A 15993-nucleotide genomic window follows, 5' to 3' on the forward strand; every position below is an offset into this window, starting at 1 on the left:
AAAAGCGGGGATAAAGACCGTTTCTGCCTACACCCCTCGCCCCGTTGATGGAACAGCGCAAGGCAGGCCTGCAAAACCCGCCGCGCAATCGTCGCGGGCTTGAGCTATATGAGCGCCCATGCAGCCCATCCTCCGCGTCCAGAACCTCTCCAAGACCTATGAGGGCGGGTTCACCGCCCTGAAGAATGTGAGCCTCGACCTCAATCAGGGCGAGATCTTCGCGCTGCTCGGCCCCAACGGGGCGGGCAAGACCACGCTCATCTCCATCGTCTGCGGCCTCGTGAATCCGTCCGAGGGCAAGATCGAGGTGGCGGGCCACGACATCATCACCGATTACCGCGCGGCCCGCGCCCTCATCGGACTGGTGCCGCAGGAATTGAAGACCGACGCCTTCGAGAGCGTGTGGGCCACCGTCTCCTTCTCCCGCGGCCTGTTCGGCAAGAAGCGCAACGATGCCTATATCGAGCGCGTGCTGCGGGACCTGTCCCTGTGGGACAAGAAGGACAGCAAGATCATGACCCTGTCCGGGGGCATGAAGCGGCGCGTCCTCATCGCCAAGGCCCTCTCCCACGAACCCCGCGTCCTGTTCCTCGACGAGCCCACCGCGGGCGTCGACGTGGAACTGCGCCGCGACATGTGGCGCATGGTGCGCACCCTGCGCGATGAGGGCGTCACCATCATCCTCACCACCCATTACCTCGAAGAGGCCGAGGAGATGGCGGACCGCATCGGCGTGATCCGCAACGGCGAATTGATGCTGGTGGAGGAGAAGACGGCGCTCATGCGCCAGCTCGGCCAGAAGCGGCTCACCATCCAGCTCGGCCAGCCCCTGGACGCTCTGCCCCCCGGCCTTGCCGAGCATGGCCTGACGCTTGGGGCCGACAGGCGCACGCTCGTCTATACCTACGGGACCGCCGGCGGGGAGGCGCGGGTGTCCGGCCTGTTCCAGGACCTTGCCCTTGCGGGCATCCCGTTCAACGACCTCGACACGCAGCAATCCTCCCTCGAGGACATCTTCGTCGACCTGATGCGGGGAGAAGGATGATGAACATCCACGCGATCGCCGCCATCTACAAATTCGAGATGGCCCGCACCTGGCGCACGCTTCTGCAGAGCGTGGTCTCGCCTGTTGTCTCCACCTCGCTCTATTTCATCGTGTTCGGCTCGGCCATCGGCGAGCACATGAACGCCATCGGCGCGGTGAATTACGGCGCCTTCATCGTGCCGGGCCTCGTCATGCTGGCGCTGCTCACGCAGTCCATCTCCAACGCCTCGTTCGGCATCTATTTCCCGCGCTTCGTGGGCACCATCTACGAGATCCTCTCGGCGCCCATCTCCTATGTGGAGATCACCATCGGCTATGTGGGCGCGGCGGCGACGAAGTCCATCATGCTGGGCCTCATCATCCTCGCCACCTCCACGCTGTTCGTGCCGGTCCAGGTGCTGCATCCGGTGTGGATGGTGAGCTTCCTGGTGCTCACCTCCATCACCTTCTCGCTGTTCGGCTTCATCATCGGCATCTGGGCGGACGGGTTCGAGAAGCTCCAGATGATCCCGCTCCTGGTGGTGACGCCCCTCACCTTCCTCGGCGGCAGCTTCTATTCCATCGACATGCTGCCGCCCTTCTGGCGCAGCGTCACCCTGTTCAACCCGGTGGTCTATCTCATCTCCGGCTTCCGCTGGGCCTTCTTCGGCGTGTCGGACGTGAATATCGGCATCAGCCTGGGGATGACCCTGGTGTTCCTGATGGTGTGCGTGGGGACGGTGGCGTGGATTTTTAAGACCGGGTATCGGCTGAAGAGTTGAACGGACGCTCGGATGCGCGGGCTTGAGGACCTGATCGACACCGACGATCCCGGCATCCGCTTGGTGCGCGACTGGGCGGGCGCTAAAGGCGGGAATGCGAGCGTCATCCTGCCGCCCGACGCGGCGGTGCGCGGCGAGACCCTCCTGCGCCTGCAGGTGACGACGCGTTCCATCCTCGGCGCCGTCGCCTATGACACCGGCGGCATATCCGTGGCCGATGGCCGGCTGCGCCTCCTCGGCTCCGGCCCGGCCCGCTCGCTGCGCGCCTGCAACGATGCGGCGGGCGGGATGCGCACCGGCGCGCTGGACGATTTTCTCCTCATCGCCGACGACATGCTGGGCGGGCTCTATGCCCTGAACGGCGGCCGCTTCGGGCGCGAAGGCCTGGGCGACGTGTTCCACCTCGCCGCAGACCAGCTCCTGTGGAGCCATCTGGAAGTGGACTATGCGGATTTCGCCTCTTGGTGCCTCACGGGCGATCTCGGCCTGTTCTATGAGGGCCTCGCGGGGCTGGATGTCTTCCAGCGCCCGCCGTCGTTTGAGAAGACGTATGCCTTCTATCCGTTTTTGTGGACGCGCGAGGCTGAGGAGCGTGCGCCGGATGTACGGCTGGTTGATGCGGATGAGGGGGTAAGGCTGCGGTTGGAGATGGCAGGGTTTGGGTTGGGCTGAGCTTTTGATGGTGGGAGCAATGAAGCGCCAACGGCCGACATTAATCTTCAGCCGAGAAGCGGACGTTTCGCGCCGTGACCCATTGCAGACTTTGTAGCGCGACAGTCTACTGCCCGCATCCCGACGTTCGGCGGGGACCAATGGGAAGCGCGAGCGATGCCGCCACAGGACTTAACCAAAAAGCCGATATCGGCATTCGTAGCCGCCGTGGGCTCGTTCGGCGGCGACGGAAATTTCGAGCTGGAAGGCACTGCCTTCATGATTGGCGCATGTGGATTTATGCTCACGGCGGCCCACGTTGCGGAAGCGCTCAAGACCAAGGCCCGGCCGGTTGCGATGTTCATGGATCACACCGGGGCGCATCAAGCCGCTGAGATTGTCGACTCCGAGTGCCATCACACCCAGGACGTAGCACTTCTGAAGCTCGAAGATGGCGAATGGGCTTCGATTCACGATCTGTCACCAGAGCGCCAGTTTGGCTCGGCAGAGGTAATGATGTGGGCCTACCCCGAAGTTGTAGCAAAGGAGCGCCAGAACGCCGTTCCGCCTGGTGATCCCGAGGCTTCAAAGGTTCAGCCTGACCTGATCTACCTACAAGGCTACATCCGACGAAGGATAAGCCGCGAGCTTCCAGTCGCAATTCTGCGAGGCAACGCCTTTTACGAAGTCAGCCAGATCGGTGGGGCGTGTGCCTCCGGCGCACCTGTCACACTACGCGCTCCCGGGAAACAATGGCTCGTAGTCGGTATCTACATCGGAGAACAGACGAGCGACGCTCGGCGAGAGATCGGCATCGTCGTGCGCACTGATGCTATCCTCGACTGGATACCCGCTATTCTTGGCGTTCGGGTTTTGGACCAACGCCATACGCACGATTGAACTCGCCACCCTTAAGCTCGCCGCTGGTGCGGGGTCAGTGGCAATTGTGCGAATAGCTCGACGGCTTTACCTGATCGCTGAAAGCGGCTCTCCCCAAGGTCGCCGATGGGTCAGCTTCAGCTAGTCGACTTCAGGGCCCCAGGATTGCCTCGCCTCACGCAAGCAGTGTTCTAAATTTTTAAGGAATATATTCCTTTTCTCCAAAAACCCTGCTACAGTCCCCTCACCTTGCACCAAGGAGGGGCGCGTCCGGAGCGGCCTGACGGGTGGTGCGGGGCAGCGGGTGTCCGACTGGGCGGGGCGTAACGCATCCCGTCCGGCGAGAAAGGAGGCCGAAGGGGTCTGCGCACCGATCCGGCGCTGGTCCGGCCGGTGGTGATGGGGAGGACTGATCACCCACGCGGCGCAGCCGACACGCCATAAATCCCCGCGCGGGAGCGGACGGAGCACCGGCTCCGACGTCACCTGTGTTCCCAAGGCATGCCTGCCGGCGTGCCGACCGCTCCCGCATCCCTCCACCCCGCCGGAAACGGCGGGGATAGGGGCGCTGGCCTTGTCCTGGCGCCTTGTCCTGGCCAAGAGAGCGCGCAGCGCGAACGCCGAGCCGGGACCCAGCGCAAGATTCCGGCGAAGCCGGCACCCCGCGACCAGCGCAAGGAGCGTTCCCGCTGCGCGGCATCGGGAACGGGCTGAAGCGCCTTCGGCGGTCTTTTGCGCTGGGTCCCGGCTCGGCACTCAAGCTTCGCTTTCGCTTGGCCAGGACAAAGACGGCGCCCCGCCTGCAAAACCGCCAGCGCCCCTTGCGCCAGTGCACGGGACGCGGGGCGCCCGCCGTGGCACACTCCTCGGAACTGTTCGAAAGAGGGAGACCACCCATGAGCTGGATGCCGTCGAGCGACCCCATAGCGGGCGATGCCCCCTCCTGCGATGCCCTGGACCTCGTCATCGTGCCCCGCGTGCGCGACCTCGGGGACGGTTTTTCCGTCCGCCGCGCGCTGCCCCACGGCAAGCGGCAGATGGTCGGCCCCTTCATCTTCTTCGACCAGATGGGGCCGGTGCAGTTCATGGCGGGCCAGGGGCTGGACGTGCGCCCCCATCCCCATATCGGCCTTGCCACCGTCACCTATCTGTTCGACGGCGCCGTCATGCACAGGGACAGCGAGGGCAATGCGCTGGAAATCACCCCCGGCGCCATGAATCTCATGACCGCCGGGCGCGGCATCGCCCATTCCGAGCGCTCGCCTCTGGACGCCCGCAACGGCGACGCGAAGGGCCGCATGTACGGCATCCAGAGCTGGATCGCCCTGCCCGCCGCCCATGAGGAGGTGGACCCGAGCTTCCAGCATTTCGCCGCCGCCGACCTTCCCATGGTGGAGGACCGCGGCATCAAGGCCCGCATCATCGCCGGCTCCGCCTTCGGGGTGAAGGCGCCGGTGGGCATGCTGTCCGACTGGCTCTATGCGGAGGTGATGCTGGAGGAAGGCGCCGCGGCCCCGCTCGACGCCGACACCGAGGAGCGCGCCATCTATGTGGTGGAAGGCGAGGTGGAGATTGCCGGCGACCTGTTCGAGGGCCCGCGCCTCCTCATCTTCCGCCCCGGCGACCGCATCACCGTGAAGGCGCGCCGGCCGAGCCGGCTCATGTTCCTCGGCGGCTCGGCGCTGGAAGGGCCGCGCTATATCTGGTGGAACTTCGTCTCCTCCCGCAAGGAGCGCATCGAGGAGGCGAAGGAGGCCTGGAAGGCCGGCCGCTTCCCCCAAGTGCCCGGCGAGCACGAATTCATCCCCCTGCCGGAGTGAGCCTTCTCATCTGTCATCCCCGGGCCTGACCCGGGGATCTCTTCCCGAAGCGGCGAGAGATGGCCGGGTCAAGCCCGGCCGTGACGTGTGCCTGGGAAAGGCCCCCTATTCCTCCGGCTCGGTGGTGAACAGGAGCGGATAGCCCTTGGAGCGCGCCATGTCGGTGGCGCGCGTCGCCTTGGTCTCCGCCACGTCGCGGGTGAACACGGCCACCACGCAGACCCCGCGCCGGTGGGCGGTGATCATCACCTTGTGCGCCTCGTCCTCGCTCATGCGGAACTCGGCTTTCAGGATCACCACCACGAACTCGCGCGGGGTGAAGTCGTCATTGATCAGGATCACCTTGTGCAGGTGCGGGCGCTGGACCTTGGGACGCGTGTCCACGCGCGGCTTCAGGCGTGTCTCGTCCATCGGGGGCGCTCCCAATGATGGCGTGGCGGCAAAGGTGAAGATGGGTGCTATTTTGTCATGGGCGGCGCGTTTCGTCCAATCGCAAGGAGGCTCCCGTGATGCTCAAAGACAGGCCCGCATTACCACGGCTTCTCCCGTCCTCCAGGCGGCGGCGCGTGGTCAAGCTCGGTGGCGCCGCGCTGGGCGCGGGCTCCGCCGGCACCCTGGCGGTGGGCTCGCTGGCCCTGGGCGCGTTGGCGTTCGGGGCGCTGGCCATCGGTGCCCTCGCCATCGGCCGGCTCGCCATCGGCAGGGCGAAAATCCGGCGGCTGGAGATCGACGAACTGGTGATCCGGCGCGTGAGCCGCCGCTGAGGCTCACAGATGCCGGAGCACCCGCACCGGCGGCTCGCTCAAGGCGCGCCACGTGCCCACCAGCCCGAAGCCCAGCGTGAACACCAGCGCCACCGCCACCGCGCCCAGCGCGGCGAAGGCGGAGAAGGCGAAGCCGATCTCCATCACCCGCGTCACCACCACATAGGCCGAGAGCGTCCCCGCGCCGATGGCGAAGACGGCGGTGGCCAATCCCAGGCCCGCATATTCCAGCCCATAGGCGCCGACGAGCCGCGCCCGCGTGGCGCCCAGCGTCTTCAGCACCACCGCATCATAGACCCGGTGCTGGTGCCCCGCCGCCAGCGCGCCGGCCAGCACCAGGACGGAGGTGAGCAGCGTCACGAGGGAGGCGATGCGGATGCCGAAGGAGAGGTCGGCCACCATCTTGTTGGCCTGCTCCAGCGCCTCCTTGACCCGGATGGTGGTGACGGCGGGATAGGCGCGCGCCATCTCCTTCAGCAGCGCCACCTCATCGGCCGAGCCTGCGCCCGCGGGATAAGTGAGGGTCGCGAGCACCGTGTGCGGCGCGCCGGCGAAGGTGGCGGGCGAGAAGACCATGACGAAATTGATGCCGAGCCGCTCCCACTTCACGTCCCTGAGGTTGGAGATGCGCGCGGTGATCTCGCGGCCCAGCACGTTCACCGTCACCGTGTCGCCGATCTTGAGGCCGAGGCCGGCGGCGAGCTTCTTCTCGAAGGAGACGAGAGCCTCGGTCTCCCCCTCGCCCCACCATTGGCCCTCCACCAGCTTTGAGCCCTCCGGCACCTCGTTCCCGAACGAGATGCCTCGGTCGCTCTGGAGCACCCAGGCGGCATCGGCGGACGGCTTCACCTGCTCCACCGGCGTGTCCTTCAGCGCCACGATGCGCCCGCGCAGCATGGGCACGGACTTGTAGACCGCGCTTGGCGCCTTCTCGGCGAGGAATTTGGTGAAGTCCGCCTCCTGCCCGCTCGGCACATCCACGAAGAAGAAGCTCGGCGCGTTCTCCGCCAGCGAGCCGGAAATCTCGTTCGTGAGGCTGCGGTCGATGAGGGCGATGGCGGTGAGCAGCGACAGGCCGAGGCCAAGGGACAGCACCACCGTGGGCGTCAGCGCGCCGGGCCGGTGGATGTTGGACAAAGCGAGCCGCGCCATGGTGCTCTTCGGCCGCGGCAGGCGGCGGGCCAGCGCCATGAGCAGCAGCGCAACGCCGCGCAGCAGCACGAACACGCCGGCCGCCGCAGCGAGGAAGATGAGCGCCGCGCGCTTGTCCTCTGCGGTGAGGATTGCGAGCCCCGACAGCGCCAGCATGGCCAGCGCGCAAAGCCCGGCATAGAGCAGAGGCGGGCGCTGGCGGCCCTCCCCCAGCGTGTCGCGAAATAAAGTGGAGACCGGCGCCTCCTGCGCCCGCGCCAGCGGCCACAAAGTGAAGGCCAGCGTCACCAGCGCGCCGTAGAGCGCCGCCATCAGCAGCGAGAACGGGCTGAGGTCCGGCGCCAGGGGAAACGGGATCACGCTCGCCGCCGCCCAGGTGGCGATGAAGGGCAGGGCCGCGCCCAGAACAAGGCCGGCGGCGATGCCCATGGCGGCCAGCATGGCCACCTGCGCCAGATAGGTGCCGAAGATGGTGCCCCGCGTCGCGCCCAGCGCTTTAAGGGTGGCGATGGTCTCGCGCTTGGCGGCAAGGTGGCTCGACACGGCGTTCGCCACGCCGACGCCGCCCACCAGCAAGGCGGTGAGGCCCACGAGGGTGAGATATTGTGCGATGCGCCGGACGTTGCGCTCCAGTTGGGGCGAGGCGGCATCGCGGGTGCGCACCTCGAAGCCCGCTTCCGGCACGCCGTCGCGCACCTGCTGCACGAAGTCCGCCAGCGCCCGATCGCTCGGGTCGGGAAGGCGCACGCGGTAGATCCAGCGCACCAGGCTGCCCGGCTGGATGAGCTGGGTGCCCGGCAGGGCATCCAGCGAGATCATGAGGCGTGGGCCGAAGCCGACGCCGGCCGACAGCCGGTCCGGCTCGGAGGTGAGCACGCCGCGCAGTTCCAGCGTCGCCTCGCCCACGGAGATGCGGTCGCCCACCTTGAGGGACAGGCGCGCCAGCAGCGTCTCGTCGCCCAAAGCGCCATAGATGCCGTTGCGCGGTGCGAGCAGATCGTGGAGCGGCGCGGGCGGCTCGGTCTCGGGGACGCCCACCAGGGGATAGGCATGGTCCACCGCCTTCAGCTCCACCAGGGTCGCATCGCCGGAGGGCGCGCGGGCCATGGCCCGGAGGGAGGCGATGCGGGAGAGGTCGCCGCCGGCCGCCAGCAAGCGCTGCTCCTGCGGTGTCGCCTCCCGCTGGATCAGGGCGAAGGAGGCGTCACCGCCGAGGATGGACCTCCCCTCACGCGCCAGCCCCTCGGTCAGCGCCCGGGCGAAGGAGCCGACGCCGGCAATGGCCATGACGCCCAAAGTCAGGCAGGCGAGGAAGACGAAGAAGCCGCGCCGCGCGCCGCGCAGCTCGCGCAGGGCGAAACGGAAGGCAGGGCTGCCCGTGGCGACGGCGCTCATGCGAGGACCGGCGCCCGCGCCTCATCGGCCTCGATGGTGCCCGAGCGCAGCCGCACCACGCGCCCGCACCGGGCAGCAAGCCCCGCATCATGGGTCACGAGCACCAGCGTGGTGCCGCGCACCCGGTGGGCGGCGAAGATGAGGTCCATGATCTGCCGGCCCGTGGCCTCGTCGAGATTTCCCGTGGGCTCGTCGGCCACCAGGATGGCAGGGTGCGGCGCGAGCGCACGGGCCACCGCCACGCGCTGCTGCTCGCCGCCGGAGAGCTGGGAGGGATAATGGGAGAGCCGCCCGCCCAGGCCCACGGCCTCAAGCTCTGCCGCGGCGCGGGCAAAGGCATCGGCCCGGCCCGCCAGCTCCAGCGGCACCGCCACATTTTCCAGCGCCGTCATGGTGGGGATGAGGTGGAAGGATTGGAACACAATCCCCACATGCGCTCCGCGGAACCGGGCGAGGGCATCCTCATTGAGGCCCGTCAGCTCGGTTCCCGCCACCGTCACCGAGCCCTTGTCCGCCCGTTCGAGCCCCGCCATGACCATGAGAAGCGTCGACTTGCCCGAACCGGACGGGCCCACGAGCCCCACGGTCTCGCCGGGCGCGATGGCGAGCGATAAGCTTTTCAGCACATGCACCCGCGCGGCGCCGGCGCCGAGGGACAGATCGACGCCGGCGAGGGATATGGCCGGCGGAAAGGTGAGGACATTCATGCGGTGGCAAACCAGGGTTTGGCAGAAGGTGAAATATTGCGCCGCCAAAATTACGGCATCCGCCCCATATGGCCCGGCGACCCCGATGCGGAAAGGGCTCCTGCTGCTCATGGCGACGTTCACGATCGCGTCAGCGCCGGCCGCCGCCGCCCCCGTCCGCCTCGTGGCGTTCGGCGACAGCCTCACCACCGGCTTCAACCTTCCCCGCCCCGACAGCTTCGCGGCGAAGCTGGAGACGGCGCTGAAGGCCAAGGGCTATGATGTGACCGTCACTAATGCCGGCGTCTCCGGCGACACCACCAGCGCCGGCCTCGCCCGGCTGGACTGGAGCGTGCCGAAGGGGACGGACGCGGTGATCGTGGAGCTGGGCGCCAACGACATGCTGCGCGGCATCGATCCGGAGATCGCCCGCAAGAACCTCACCGAGATCCTGACCCGGCTGAAGGCGCGCGGCCTTCCGGTGCTGCTGGCCGGCATGCGGGCCGCGCCCAATCTCGGCGCGGACTATCAGCGCCAGTTCGACGCCATCTTTCCCGAGCTTGCGGCGCAGTTCGGCGTTCCGCTCTATCCCTTCTTCCTCGAAGGGGTGGCCGGCGACCGGGGGCTGAACCAGCAGGACGGCCTCCATCCCACCGCCGCCGGCATCGACCGCATCGTCGCGTCCATCCTGCCCTCGGTGGAGCAATTGCTCGCCCATGTGAAGCAGAAGCAGGCGGCTCAGTAGCGATAGAGCGCCGCCCCGACGATGCCGTTCTCCTGCGGCGCGTTGCGAGCGTACCAGGTGGAGACGACGGCGAGCAGCAGGGAGAAGTGAGGGGTCACGTCATACATCCCCCCGGCCTGCACCTTGTAATATTCATAGGAGAGGCCGAACACCGGCGCCTCCCCCGCCCCTTCCGAGATCACGTTGAAGGACTGCGCCAGCAGCAGCCATTGCGGTGCCACGCGCACGCCAAGGGTCGCGTCGAAATGGATCTCGTCCGGCGCCGCACCGGTGCGGAAGCGCTGGGCCACCTCTAGATCGAGGAAGCTCGGCAGCTCCCACACCTCGAAGGTGAGGCCCACCATGAACCGCGCCTCCGCCTCCCCATCGAGATAGCCGATGGCCGCCACGCCCTCGTTCGCCTTCGCTCCGGGAATGCGCGCGAGGCCCTGCGCGGAGACGATCCAATTCTCGCCATAGGCCAGCCGCAGGCGGGCGCCGATCTCGGTATAGCCGAAGCCGGAATAGCCGGCGGAGGCCGGCGCGCCCACGTCGATCTGCACCAATTCGGGCGCCACAAGCAGGGTCAGCCAGTCGCTGGCGCCATATTCCAGGAACAGCTGGGTGGAGACCTTGTCGTAGGTCTGGGCTGCGAAAAGGTCTCCGTCGCCGTCGAACGCCTGGTCCGACGAGGTGGCGATGGTCTGGAGATAGGCCGAGCCCTCGGACTCCTTCTGGGTCCAGGCGCCGGCGCGCGCGTCCTCAAGCGCCGGCGCGCACAGGAGTGCAGCCAGCGCCGGCATGAGATGCCGTCGATATCCGGTCCGCGCGCGCATGGCCCCTGAACCTGCCGCGAAGTGAGCCTTACCCCACCATGGTGCCGGCCCGCCGTCTAGCCTGCCCTAGGGTGACGTTACGGAAATTTCATCGCCGGAATGCCTTGCCGCCACATTTGGAAACGACCATATTGACGGCAACCGAGAATGGGCCGGGTGACGCTTGGCCGCTCGGGGGGAAGTGGAGAGAGACGATGTCCGATTATGATCGCAACGTCGCCGGCCGGTTCGGAACGACGGCGACGCGCTCACAGGCCGCGATCGATCAGGGTCTGCGGTCCTACATGCTCAGCGTGTACAATTACATGGCGCTGGGTCTGGCAATCACCGGCCTTGCCGCGCTGGGCGTCTACATGATGTCCATCAGCGCTACGCCGACGGAATATGCCATTGGCGGCGGGCAGTACCTGACCCAGTTCGGCTACACGATGTTCGTGAGCCCCCTGAAGTGGGTGGTGATGCTCGCCCCGCTGGCCGCGGTGTTCTTCCTGAGCTTCCGCATCCAGAGCATGAGCGTGGGCGCGGCCCAGCTGACCTTCTGGGTCTATGCGGCCCTGGTGGGTATCTCGCTGTCGACGATCTTCCTCGTGTACAGCCACGAGAGCATCGGCCGCGTGTTCTTCATCACCGCCGCCTCGTTCGGCGCGCTCAGCCTGTGGGGCTACACCACCAAGCGTGACCTCTCGGGCATGGGCTCGTTCCTGATGATGGGCCTGTTCGGCATCATCATCGCCTCGCTGGTGAATGTCTTCCTCGGCTCCTCGATGCTTCAGTTCATCGTGTCCGTGGTGGGCGTGCTGGTGTTCGCGGGCCTCACCGCCTACGACACCCAGCGCATCAAGGAGATGTATTTCGCCGGCGACGACGGCACTGTGATGGGCAAGAAGGCCATCATGGGCGCGCTGACGCTCTACCTGGACTTCATCAACCTGTTCATGATGCTCCTGCAGCTGTTCGGCAACCGCAACAGCAACTGATCCAGCAGGACGGTCTGACCATAGGGGCCCCGGCGCAAGCCGGGGCCTTTTGTTTTCTGGCTGCCTTTGTCCTGGACAAGTGAGAGCGCAGCTCGAACGCAGATCCGGGACCCAGCGCAAGGGACCGCCGAAGGCGCTTCACCCCGCCGGCGCCGCCACGCGGCGATGGCGCTAAGCGCTGATCGCGGGGTGACGGCTTCGCCGAAGCTTTGCGCTGGGTCCCGGATCTGCGCGCCGCCTGCGGCGTCGCTTGTCCAGGACAACGGCTGGGAGCCGGTGAGCCACCTTCCCTCCCGCCCCGCACCGTCTTACTAAGGCGGCACCATGCTGATCCGCCCTGCCCTCCCCTCCGACATCCCCGCCATCGCCGCCATCTATGGCGAGGCCGTGCGCACCGGCACCGCCTCGTTCGAGCTCGAGCCGCCGGACGAGATGGAGATGATGCGGCGCTTCCAGGCGCTACATGACAGCGGCCACCCTTATCTTGCGGCGGTGGAGGACGAGGGCGGCCCGCTCCTCGGCTATGCCTATGCCGGCCCGTTCCGCCCGCGCATCGCCTATCGCTGGACGGTGGAGAATTCGGTCTATGTGGCGCCCGACGCCCATAAGCGCGGGGTCGGCCGGGCGCTCATGGTGGCGCTGATCACGGACTGCGAGGCCAAGGGCTTTCGCCAGATGATCGCGGTGATCGGGGGGAGCGACAATCTCGGCTCCATCGCCCTCCACCGCGCCTGCGGCTTCTATGATGTGGGAGTGATGCGCGCCACGGGGTTCAAGTTCGGCCGCTGGCTCGACACGGTGCTCATGCAGCGGGACCTGGGCGAAGGGGATGAGACACTGCCGGTGGATTGAGACTCTGCACTCTTCCTGATCGTCATGGCCGGGCTTGTCCCGGCCATCCACGGGGCTCCGCAGGGTGCGCACTCAAAGGAGAGACGTGGATGCCCGGGACAAGCCCGGGCATGACGGTTGTCTTCCTCAAAACGGTCCGCGCGAATAGATGGACTGGAGCACCGCCTGCAGCGCCGTGATGCGCGCCTCATAGGCGTTGTTGATGCAGACCTTGTTGAACTTGCACGCCGCCCGCGCCTTCAGGAACTCCACCTGCTGGTCCTGCAGCGCGCCGCGCTGGCCCATGGCGACGAGGTGGGTGGCCACATCGAACAGGGTCGCCATCTTCACGTCGAGGTCGCTCAGCACCATGCTGTCGCAAATCGCCTTCTCGTCCGGCGCCTTGGCCGCCTTGCAATTGAAGCTCGCAGCCGAGGCTCCGCTCGCCGAGAGCGCCAGCCCGAGAAGCCCCAACGCCAGAACCCGTTTCATGCTGCCTCTCCCTTGCCGGCCCGGTAGCGGGCGAAACCCTCGGCGCGCAGCTTGCACGCCGGGCAGGTGCCGCAGCCGAACCCCCAATCGTGCCGCGCACCCCGCTCGCCGAGATAGCAGGTGTGTGTGTCATCCACGATGAGGTCCACCAGCGCCGGCCCGCCCAGGCTCTCGGCCAGATCCCAGGTAGCGGCCTTGTCGATCCACATGAGCGGCGTGTGGAGCACGAAGCGCTTGTCCATGCCGAGATTGAGCGCCACCTGGAGCGCCTTGATGGTGTCGTCGCGGCAGTCGGGATAGCCGGAATAATCGGTCTCGCACATGCCCCCGACAATGTGCTTCAGGCCCCGCCGGTAGGCCAAGGCGGCAGCGAAGGTGAGGAAGATGATGTTGCGGCCCGGCACGAAGGTATTGGGCAGGCCGTTCTCCGCCATCTCGATGGCGACGTTGCGCGTCAGCGCCGTGTCCGAGACCTTGCTCAAGGCGGACAGCGAGATGGTGTGGTCCTCGCCCAGCCGGCGCGCCCAGGTGCCCTTCATCCTGGCGAGCGCGGCGAACAACGGCTGGCGGCGGTCCAGCTCCACCCGGTGGCGCTGCCCATAGTCGAAGCCGACGGTCTCTACCCGCTCGAAGCGCTCCAACGCCCAGGCGAGGCAGGTGGTGGAATCCTGTCCGCCGGAGAACAGGACCAGCGCGCCGCCCTCGCCCGGCTCGCTCATTCGCCGGGCGCCTTCGCTTCGATGGCGAGCGCGTGGAGGCCGTTGCCGATTTCTTGGACGAGGAGCGCGTTCACCAGACGGTGCCGCTCCACCCGGCTCTTGCCCCGGAACGCCTCGGCCACGGCGCGCACCCGCAAATGGGTGATGCCGCCATCGCTGCGGCTATTGGCGCCGGCATGGCCGGCATGGAGGTAGCTTTCATCCTCCACCTCCAAAGCGAGCGAGCTCAGCCCTTCGGAAAGGGTGGTGCGGATGCGGGCAAGATCAGCGTCGGACATGCATTACGGGTAGCGCTGCGCGGCAGCCGGCGTCAATGGAACCGTCGCGGACGTCATGCCTGGCATGACGACGATGGGGCCGCCAGGACGTTTCTTTAGCCACCATCACCATGGCGCAGCCGCCCCATTCCTCCTATATACGTTCCAGGCGCGCCGCTTCCGGCGCCGGCGCCGTTTCCCTTACGTCACGGCGGATCGCCGTTTCACATTTCTTGCCGCGCCGCGGCATGGCCTCCATAATCGCGTCATGAAGATCGACTCCCCCCTGTTCGACCGCATCCGGGTCAAGCCGACGGCAGACCGGCTGCGCCAGGCGACCTGCCCGGCGTGCCAGTGGCCGGGGTGCGATCGCGACGGCACGCACCGCGCGCCCAAGGGGCGGCACGCGGAGGGGCAATATTTCCACTACTGCCTCGATCATGTGCGCGAGTATAATCAATCGTACAATTACTTCTCGGGCATGAGCGACGACGCGGTCTATGCCTACCAGAAGGATGCGCTGACCGGCCACCGCCCCACCTGGAAGATGGGCACGCGCGGCGCCGGAGATGCCGACCCCGGTGGATATCGCGACCCGTTCGGCTTCACCCATGAGATGGGCGGGGCCCAGGGCTTCGAGGCGCCCCAGGCCGAGAGCCGCGCCATCCGCGCCACGGAGCGCCGTGCGCTGGAGCTGATGGGGCTCGAGATGTCCGCCACCTCCCCCGAGATCAAGGCCCGCTTCAAGGAGCTGGTGAAGAAGCACCATCCCGACGCAAACGGCGGGGACCGCTCCGCCGAGGAGCGGCTGAAGAATGTGATCCAGGCCTACAACACCCTGAAGCAGGCGGGTTTCTGCTGAGGGGAAAGGGCGCCTTTGCCGCGACATCTGGCGCGGGGGCCCTTGGTTTTTGCGCACGCGGAAAACCTTTAAGGTGCCGCACGGACCCGTAGAGAGAAGACGCGCGCGGATTAAGCGCGCAGACGGAGGACTTATGAGCGGCACGGAGACCATTGCCCCGACCCCGGACATGAAGGTGTCGGTGCGCCAGGTGTTCGGCATCGACATCGACATGGAGGTTCCGGCCTTCTCCGAGGCGGACCCCCACGTGCCGGACCTCGACCCGGACTATCTGTTCGACCGGCCGACCACCCTCGCCATCCTCGCCGGCTTCGCCCACAACCGCCGCGTGATGGTCACCGGCTATCACGGCACGGGCAAGTCGACCCATGTGGAGCAGGTGGCCGCGCGCCTCAACTGGCCGTGCGTGCGCATCAACCTCGACAGCCACATCAGCCGCATCGACCTCATCGGCAAGGACGCCATCGTCGTGAAGAACGGCGTGCAGGTCACGGAATTCCGTGACGGCATCCTGCCCTGGGCGCTCCAGAACAACATCGCCCTCGTGTTCGACGAATATGATGCCGGCCGCCCGGACGTGATGTTCGTGATCCAGCGCGTGCTGGAAGTCTCCGGCCGCCTGACCCTTCTGGACCAGAACCGGGTCATCCGCCCCCACCCGGCCTTCCGCCTGTTCTCCACCGCCAACACGGTGGGCCTCGGCGACACCACGGGCCTCTATCACGGCACCCAGCAGATCAATCAGGGCCAGATGGACCGCTGGTCCATCGTCACCACCCTGAACTACCTCGCCCACGACAAGGAAGTGGACATCATCCTGTCCAAGGCGAAGCACTACCGCACGCCGGAAGGCCGCGACACGGTGAATCGCATGGTGCGCCTCGCCGACCTCACCCGGAACGCCTTCATCAATGGCGACCTCTCCACGGTGATGAGCCCGCGCACGGTCATCACCTGGGCCGAGAATGCCGACATCTTCAAGGATCTCGGCTTCGCGCTCCGCGTCACCTTCCTCAACAAGTGCGACGAGCTGGAGCGCACCCTGGTGGCGGAATTCTACCAGCGCTGCTTCGGCCAGGAGCTGGCTGAAAGCTCGGTCAACGTCGCGCTCACCTGAGCGCGACCCTCCCCAGGCAGCCTCC

Annotated in this window: 18 protein-coding genes; 11 read left to right on the top strand and 7 right to left on the bottom strand. The window is 66.9% G+C overall.

Translation table 11 applies throughout. The features are described 5' to 3' along the window. Nucleotides 1-118 precede the first annotated feature (118 nt). The 5 genes from ABLE91_RS08380 (at nt 119) to ABLE91_RS08400 (ending at nt 5156) form a co-directional block, all read left to right on the top strand. Nucleotides 119-1045, top strand: coding sequence for an ABC transporter ATP-binding protein (locus ABLE91_RS08380; RefSeq protein WP_348930294.1), 927 nt, complete (start codon nt 119-121; stop codon nt 1043-1045). Beyond that, nucleotides 1045-1806 (top strand): ABC transporter permease, encoded by a 762-nt coding sequence (locus ABLE91_RS08385; RefSeq protein ID WP_348930296.1) that lies wholly within the window; start codon nt 1045-1047, stop codon nt 1804-1806. Before ABLE91_RS08380 ends, ABLE91_RS08385 begins: the two co-directional genes overlap by 1 nt. A gap of 12 nt (nt 1807-1818) precedes the next feature. After that, on the top strand, nt 1819-2478 hold the full coding sequence (locus tag ABLE91_RS08390; protein ID WP_348930298.1) for a DUF2625 family protein: 660 nt from the start codon (nt 1819-1821) through the stop codon (nt 2476-2478). A gap of 156 nt (nt 2479-2634) precedes the next feature. Beyond that, nucleotides 2635-3357 carry a S1 family serine peptidase gene (locus ABLE91_RS08395; RefSeq protein ID WP_348930300.1) on the top strand — a complete coding sequence of 241 codons (723 nt, stop codon included), beginning with the start codon at nt 2635-2637 and terminating at the stop codon, nt 3355-3357. Nucleotides 3358-4232: 875 nt separating this feature from the next. After that, on the top strand, nt 4233-5156 hold the full coding sequence (locus tag ABLE91_RS08400; RefSeq protein ID WP_348930302.1) for a pirin family protein: 924 nt from the start codon (nt 4233-4235) through the stop codon (nt 5154-5156). A 105-nt stretch (nt 5157-5261) separates the two neighbouring features. On the opposite strand, the gene clpS is transcribed toward ABLE91_RS08400, so the two are convergent. Further along, nucleotides 5262-5567 carry an ATP-dependent Clp protease adapter ClpS gene (gene clpS / locus ABLE91_RS08405; RefSeq protein ID WP_348930304.1) on the bottom strand — a complete coding sequence of 102 codons (306 nt, stop codon included), beginning with the start codon at nt 5565-5567 and terminating at the stop codon, nt 5262-5264. Between the two features lie 155 nt (nt 5568-5722). On the opposite strand from clpS, the gene ABLE91_RS08410 reads away from it, so the two are divergent. Continuing rightward, nucleotides 5723-5920: a hypothetical protein gene (locus tag ABLE91_RS08410; protein WP_348930306.1), complete on the top strand. Its 198-nt coding sequence runs from the start codon at nt 5723-5725 to the stop codon at nt 5918-5920. Between the two features lie 3 nt (nt 5921-5923). On the opposite strand, the gene ABLE91_RS08415 is transcribed toward ABLE91_RS08410, so the two are convergent. Continuing rightward, nucleotides 5924-8467, bottom strand: coding sequence for an ABC transporter permease (locus tag ABLE91_RS08415; protein WP_348930307.1), 2544 nt, complete (start codon nt 8465-8467; stop codon nt 5924-5926). Further along, the gene (locus ABLE91_RS08420; RefSeq protein WP_348930601.1) at nt 8464-9174 is read right to left on the bottom strand and encodes an ABC transporter ATP-binding protein; all 711 of its coding nucleotides are present in this window, start codon (nt 9172-9174) and stop codon (nt 8464-8466) included. The genes ABLE91_RS08415 and ABLE91_RS08420 overlap by 4 nt, the downstream gene beginning before the upstream one ends. Before the next feature lie 85 nt (nt 9175-9259). Here ABLE91_RS08420 and ABLE91_RS08425 point away from each other — a divergent pair, with 85 nt between their 5' ends. Beyond that, on the top strand, nt 9260-9898 hold the full coding sequence (locus ABLE91_RS08425) for an arylesterase (RefSeq protein WP_510181920.1): 639 nt from the start codon (nt 9260-9262) through the stop codon (nt 9896-9898). Here ABLE91_RS08425 and ABLE91_RS08430 read toward each other — a convergent pair. Then, entirely contained in the window at nt 9892-10680 is a 789-nt protein-coding gene (locus ABLE91_RS08430) for a hypothetical protein (RefSeq protein WP_348930310.1), read from the bottom strand. The two genes, ABLE91_RS08425 and ABLE91_RS08430, sit on opposite strands and share 7 nt — an antisense overlap. 227 nt (nt 10681-10907) lie before the next feature. On the opposite strand from ABLE91_RS08430, the gene ABLE91_RS08435 reads away from it, so the two are divergent. Then, nucleotides 10908-11690, top strand: coding sequence for a Bax inhibitor-1/YccA family protein (locus tag ABLE91_RS08435; RefSeq protein WP_348930312.1), 783 nt, complete (start codon nt 10908-10910; stop codon nt 11688-11690). A 324-nt stretch (nt 11691-12014) separates the two neighbouring features. Next, entirely contained in the window at nt 12015-12542 is a 528-nt protein-coding gene (locus tag ABLE91_RS08440; protein ID WP_348930314.1) for a GNAT family N-acetyltransferase, read from the top strand. Between the two features lie 126 nt (nt 12543-12668). Here ABLE91_RS08440 and ABLE91_RS08445 read toward each other — a convergent pair whose 3' ends face one another. The 3 genes from ABLE91_RS08445 to ABLE91_RS08455 are packed head-to-tail and all read right to left on the bottom strand — an operon-like array spanning nt 12669 to nt 14010. Beyond that, entirely contained in the window at nt 12669-13013 is a 345-nt protein-coding gene (locus ABLE91_RS08445) for a lysozyme inhibitor LprI family protein (protein ID WP_348930316.1), read from the bottom strand. Continuing rightward, entirely contained in the window at nt 13010-13732 is a 723-nt protein-coding gene (gene queC, locus ABLE91_RS08450) for a 7-cyano-7-deazaguanine synthase QueC (protein ID WP_348930318.1), read from the bottom strand. The genes ABLE91_RS08445 and queC overlap by 4 nt, the downstream gene beginning before the upstream one ends. Continuing rightward, nucleotides 13729-14010: a BolA family protein gene (locus ABLE91_RS08455; protein ID WP_348930320.1), complete on the bottom strand. Its 282-nt coding sequence runs from the start codon at nt 14008-14010 to the stop codon at nt 13729-13731. The genes queC and ABLE91_RS08455 overlap by 4 nt, the downstream gene beginning before the upstream one ends. Before the next feature lie 247 nt (nt 14011-14257). On the opposite strand from ABLE91_RS08455, the gene ABLE91_RS08460 reads away from it, so the two are divergent. Then, nucleotides 14258-14851, top strand: coding sequence for a J domain-containing protein (locus ABLE91_RS08460; RefSeq protein WP_348930321.1), 594 nt, complete (start codon nt 14258-14260; stop codon nt 14849-14851). A gap of 133 nt (nt 14852-14984) precedes the next feature. Next, nucleotides 14985-15968 carry a cobaltochelatase subunit CobS gene (gene cobS / locus ABLE91_RS08465; RefSeq protein WP_348930323.1) on the top strand — a complete coding sequence of 328 codons (984 nt, stop codon included), beginning with the start codon at nt 14985-14987 and terminating at the stop codon, nt 15966-15968. Nucleotides 15969-15993 lie beyond the last annotated feature (25 nt).

It is taken from the genome of Aquabacter albus, assembly GCF_040049275.1.
Lineage (GTDB): Bacteria > Pseudomonadota > Alphaproteobacteria > Rhizobiales > Xanthobacteraceae > Aquabacter.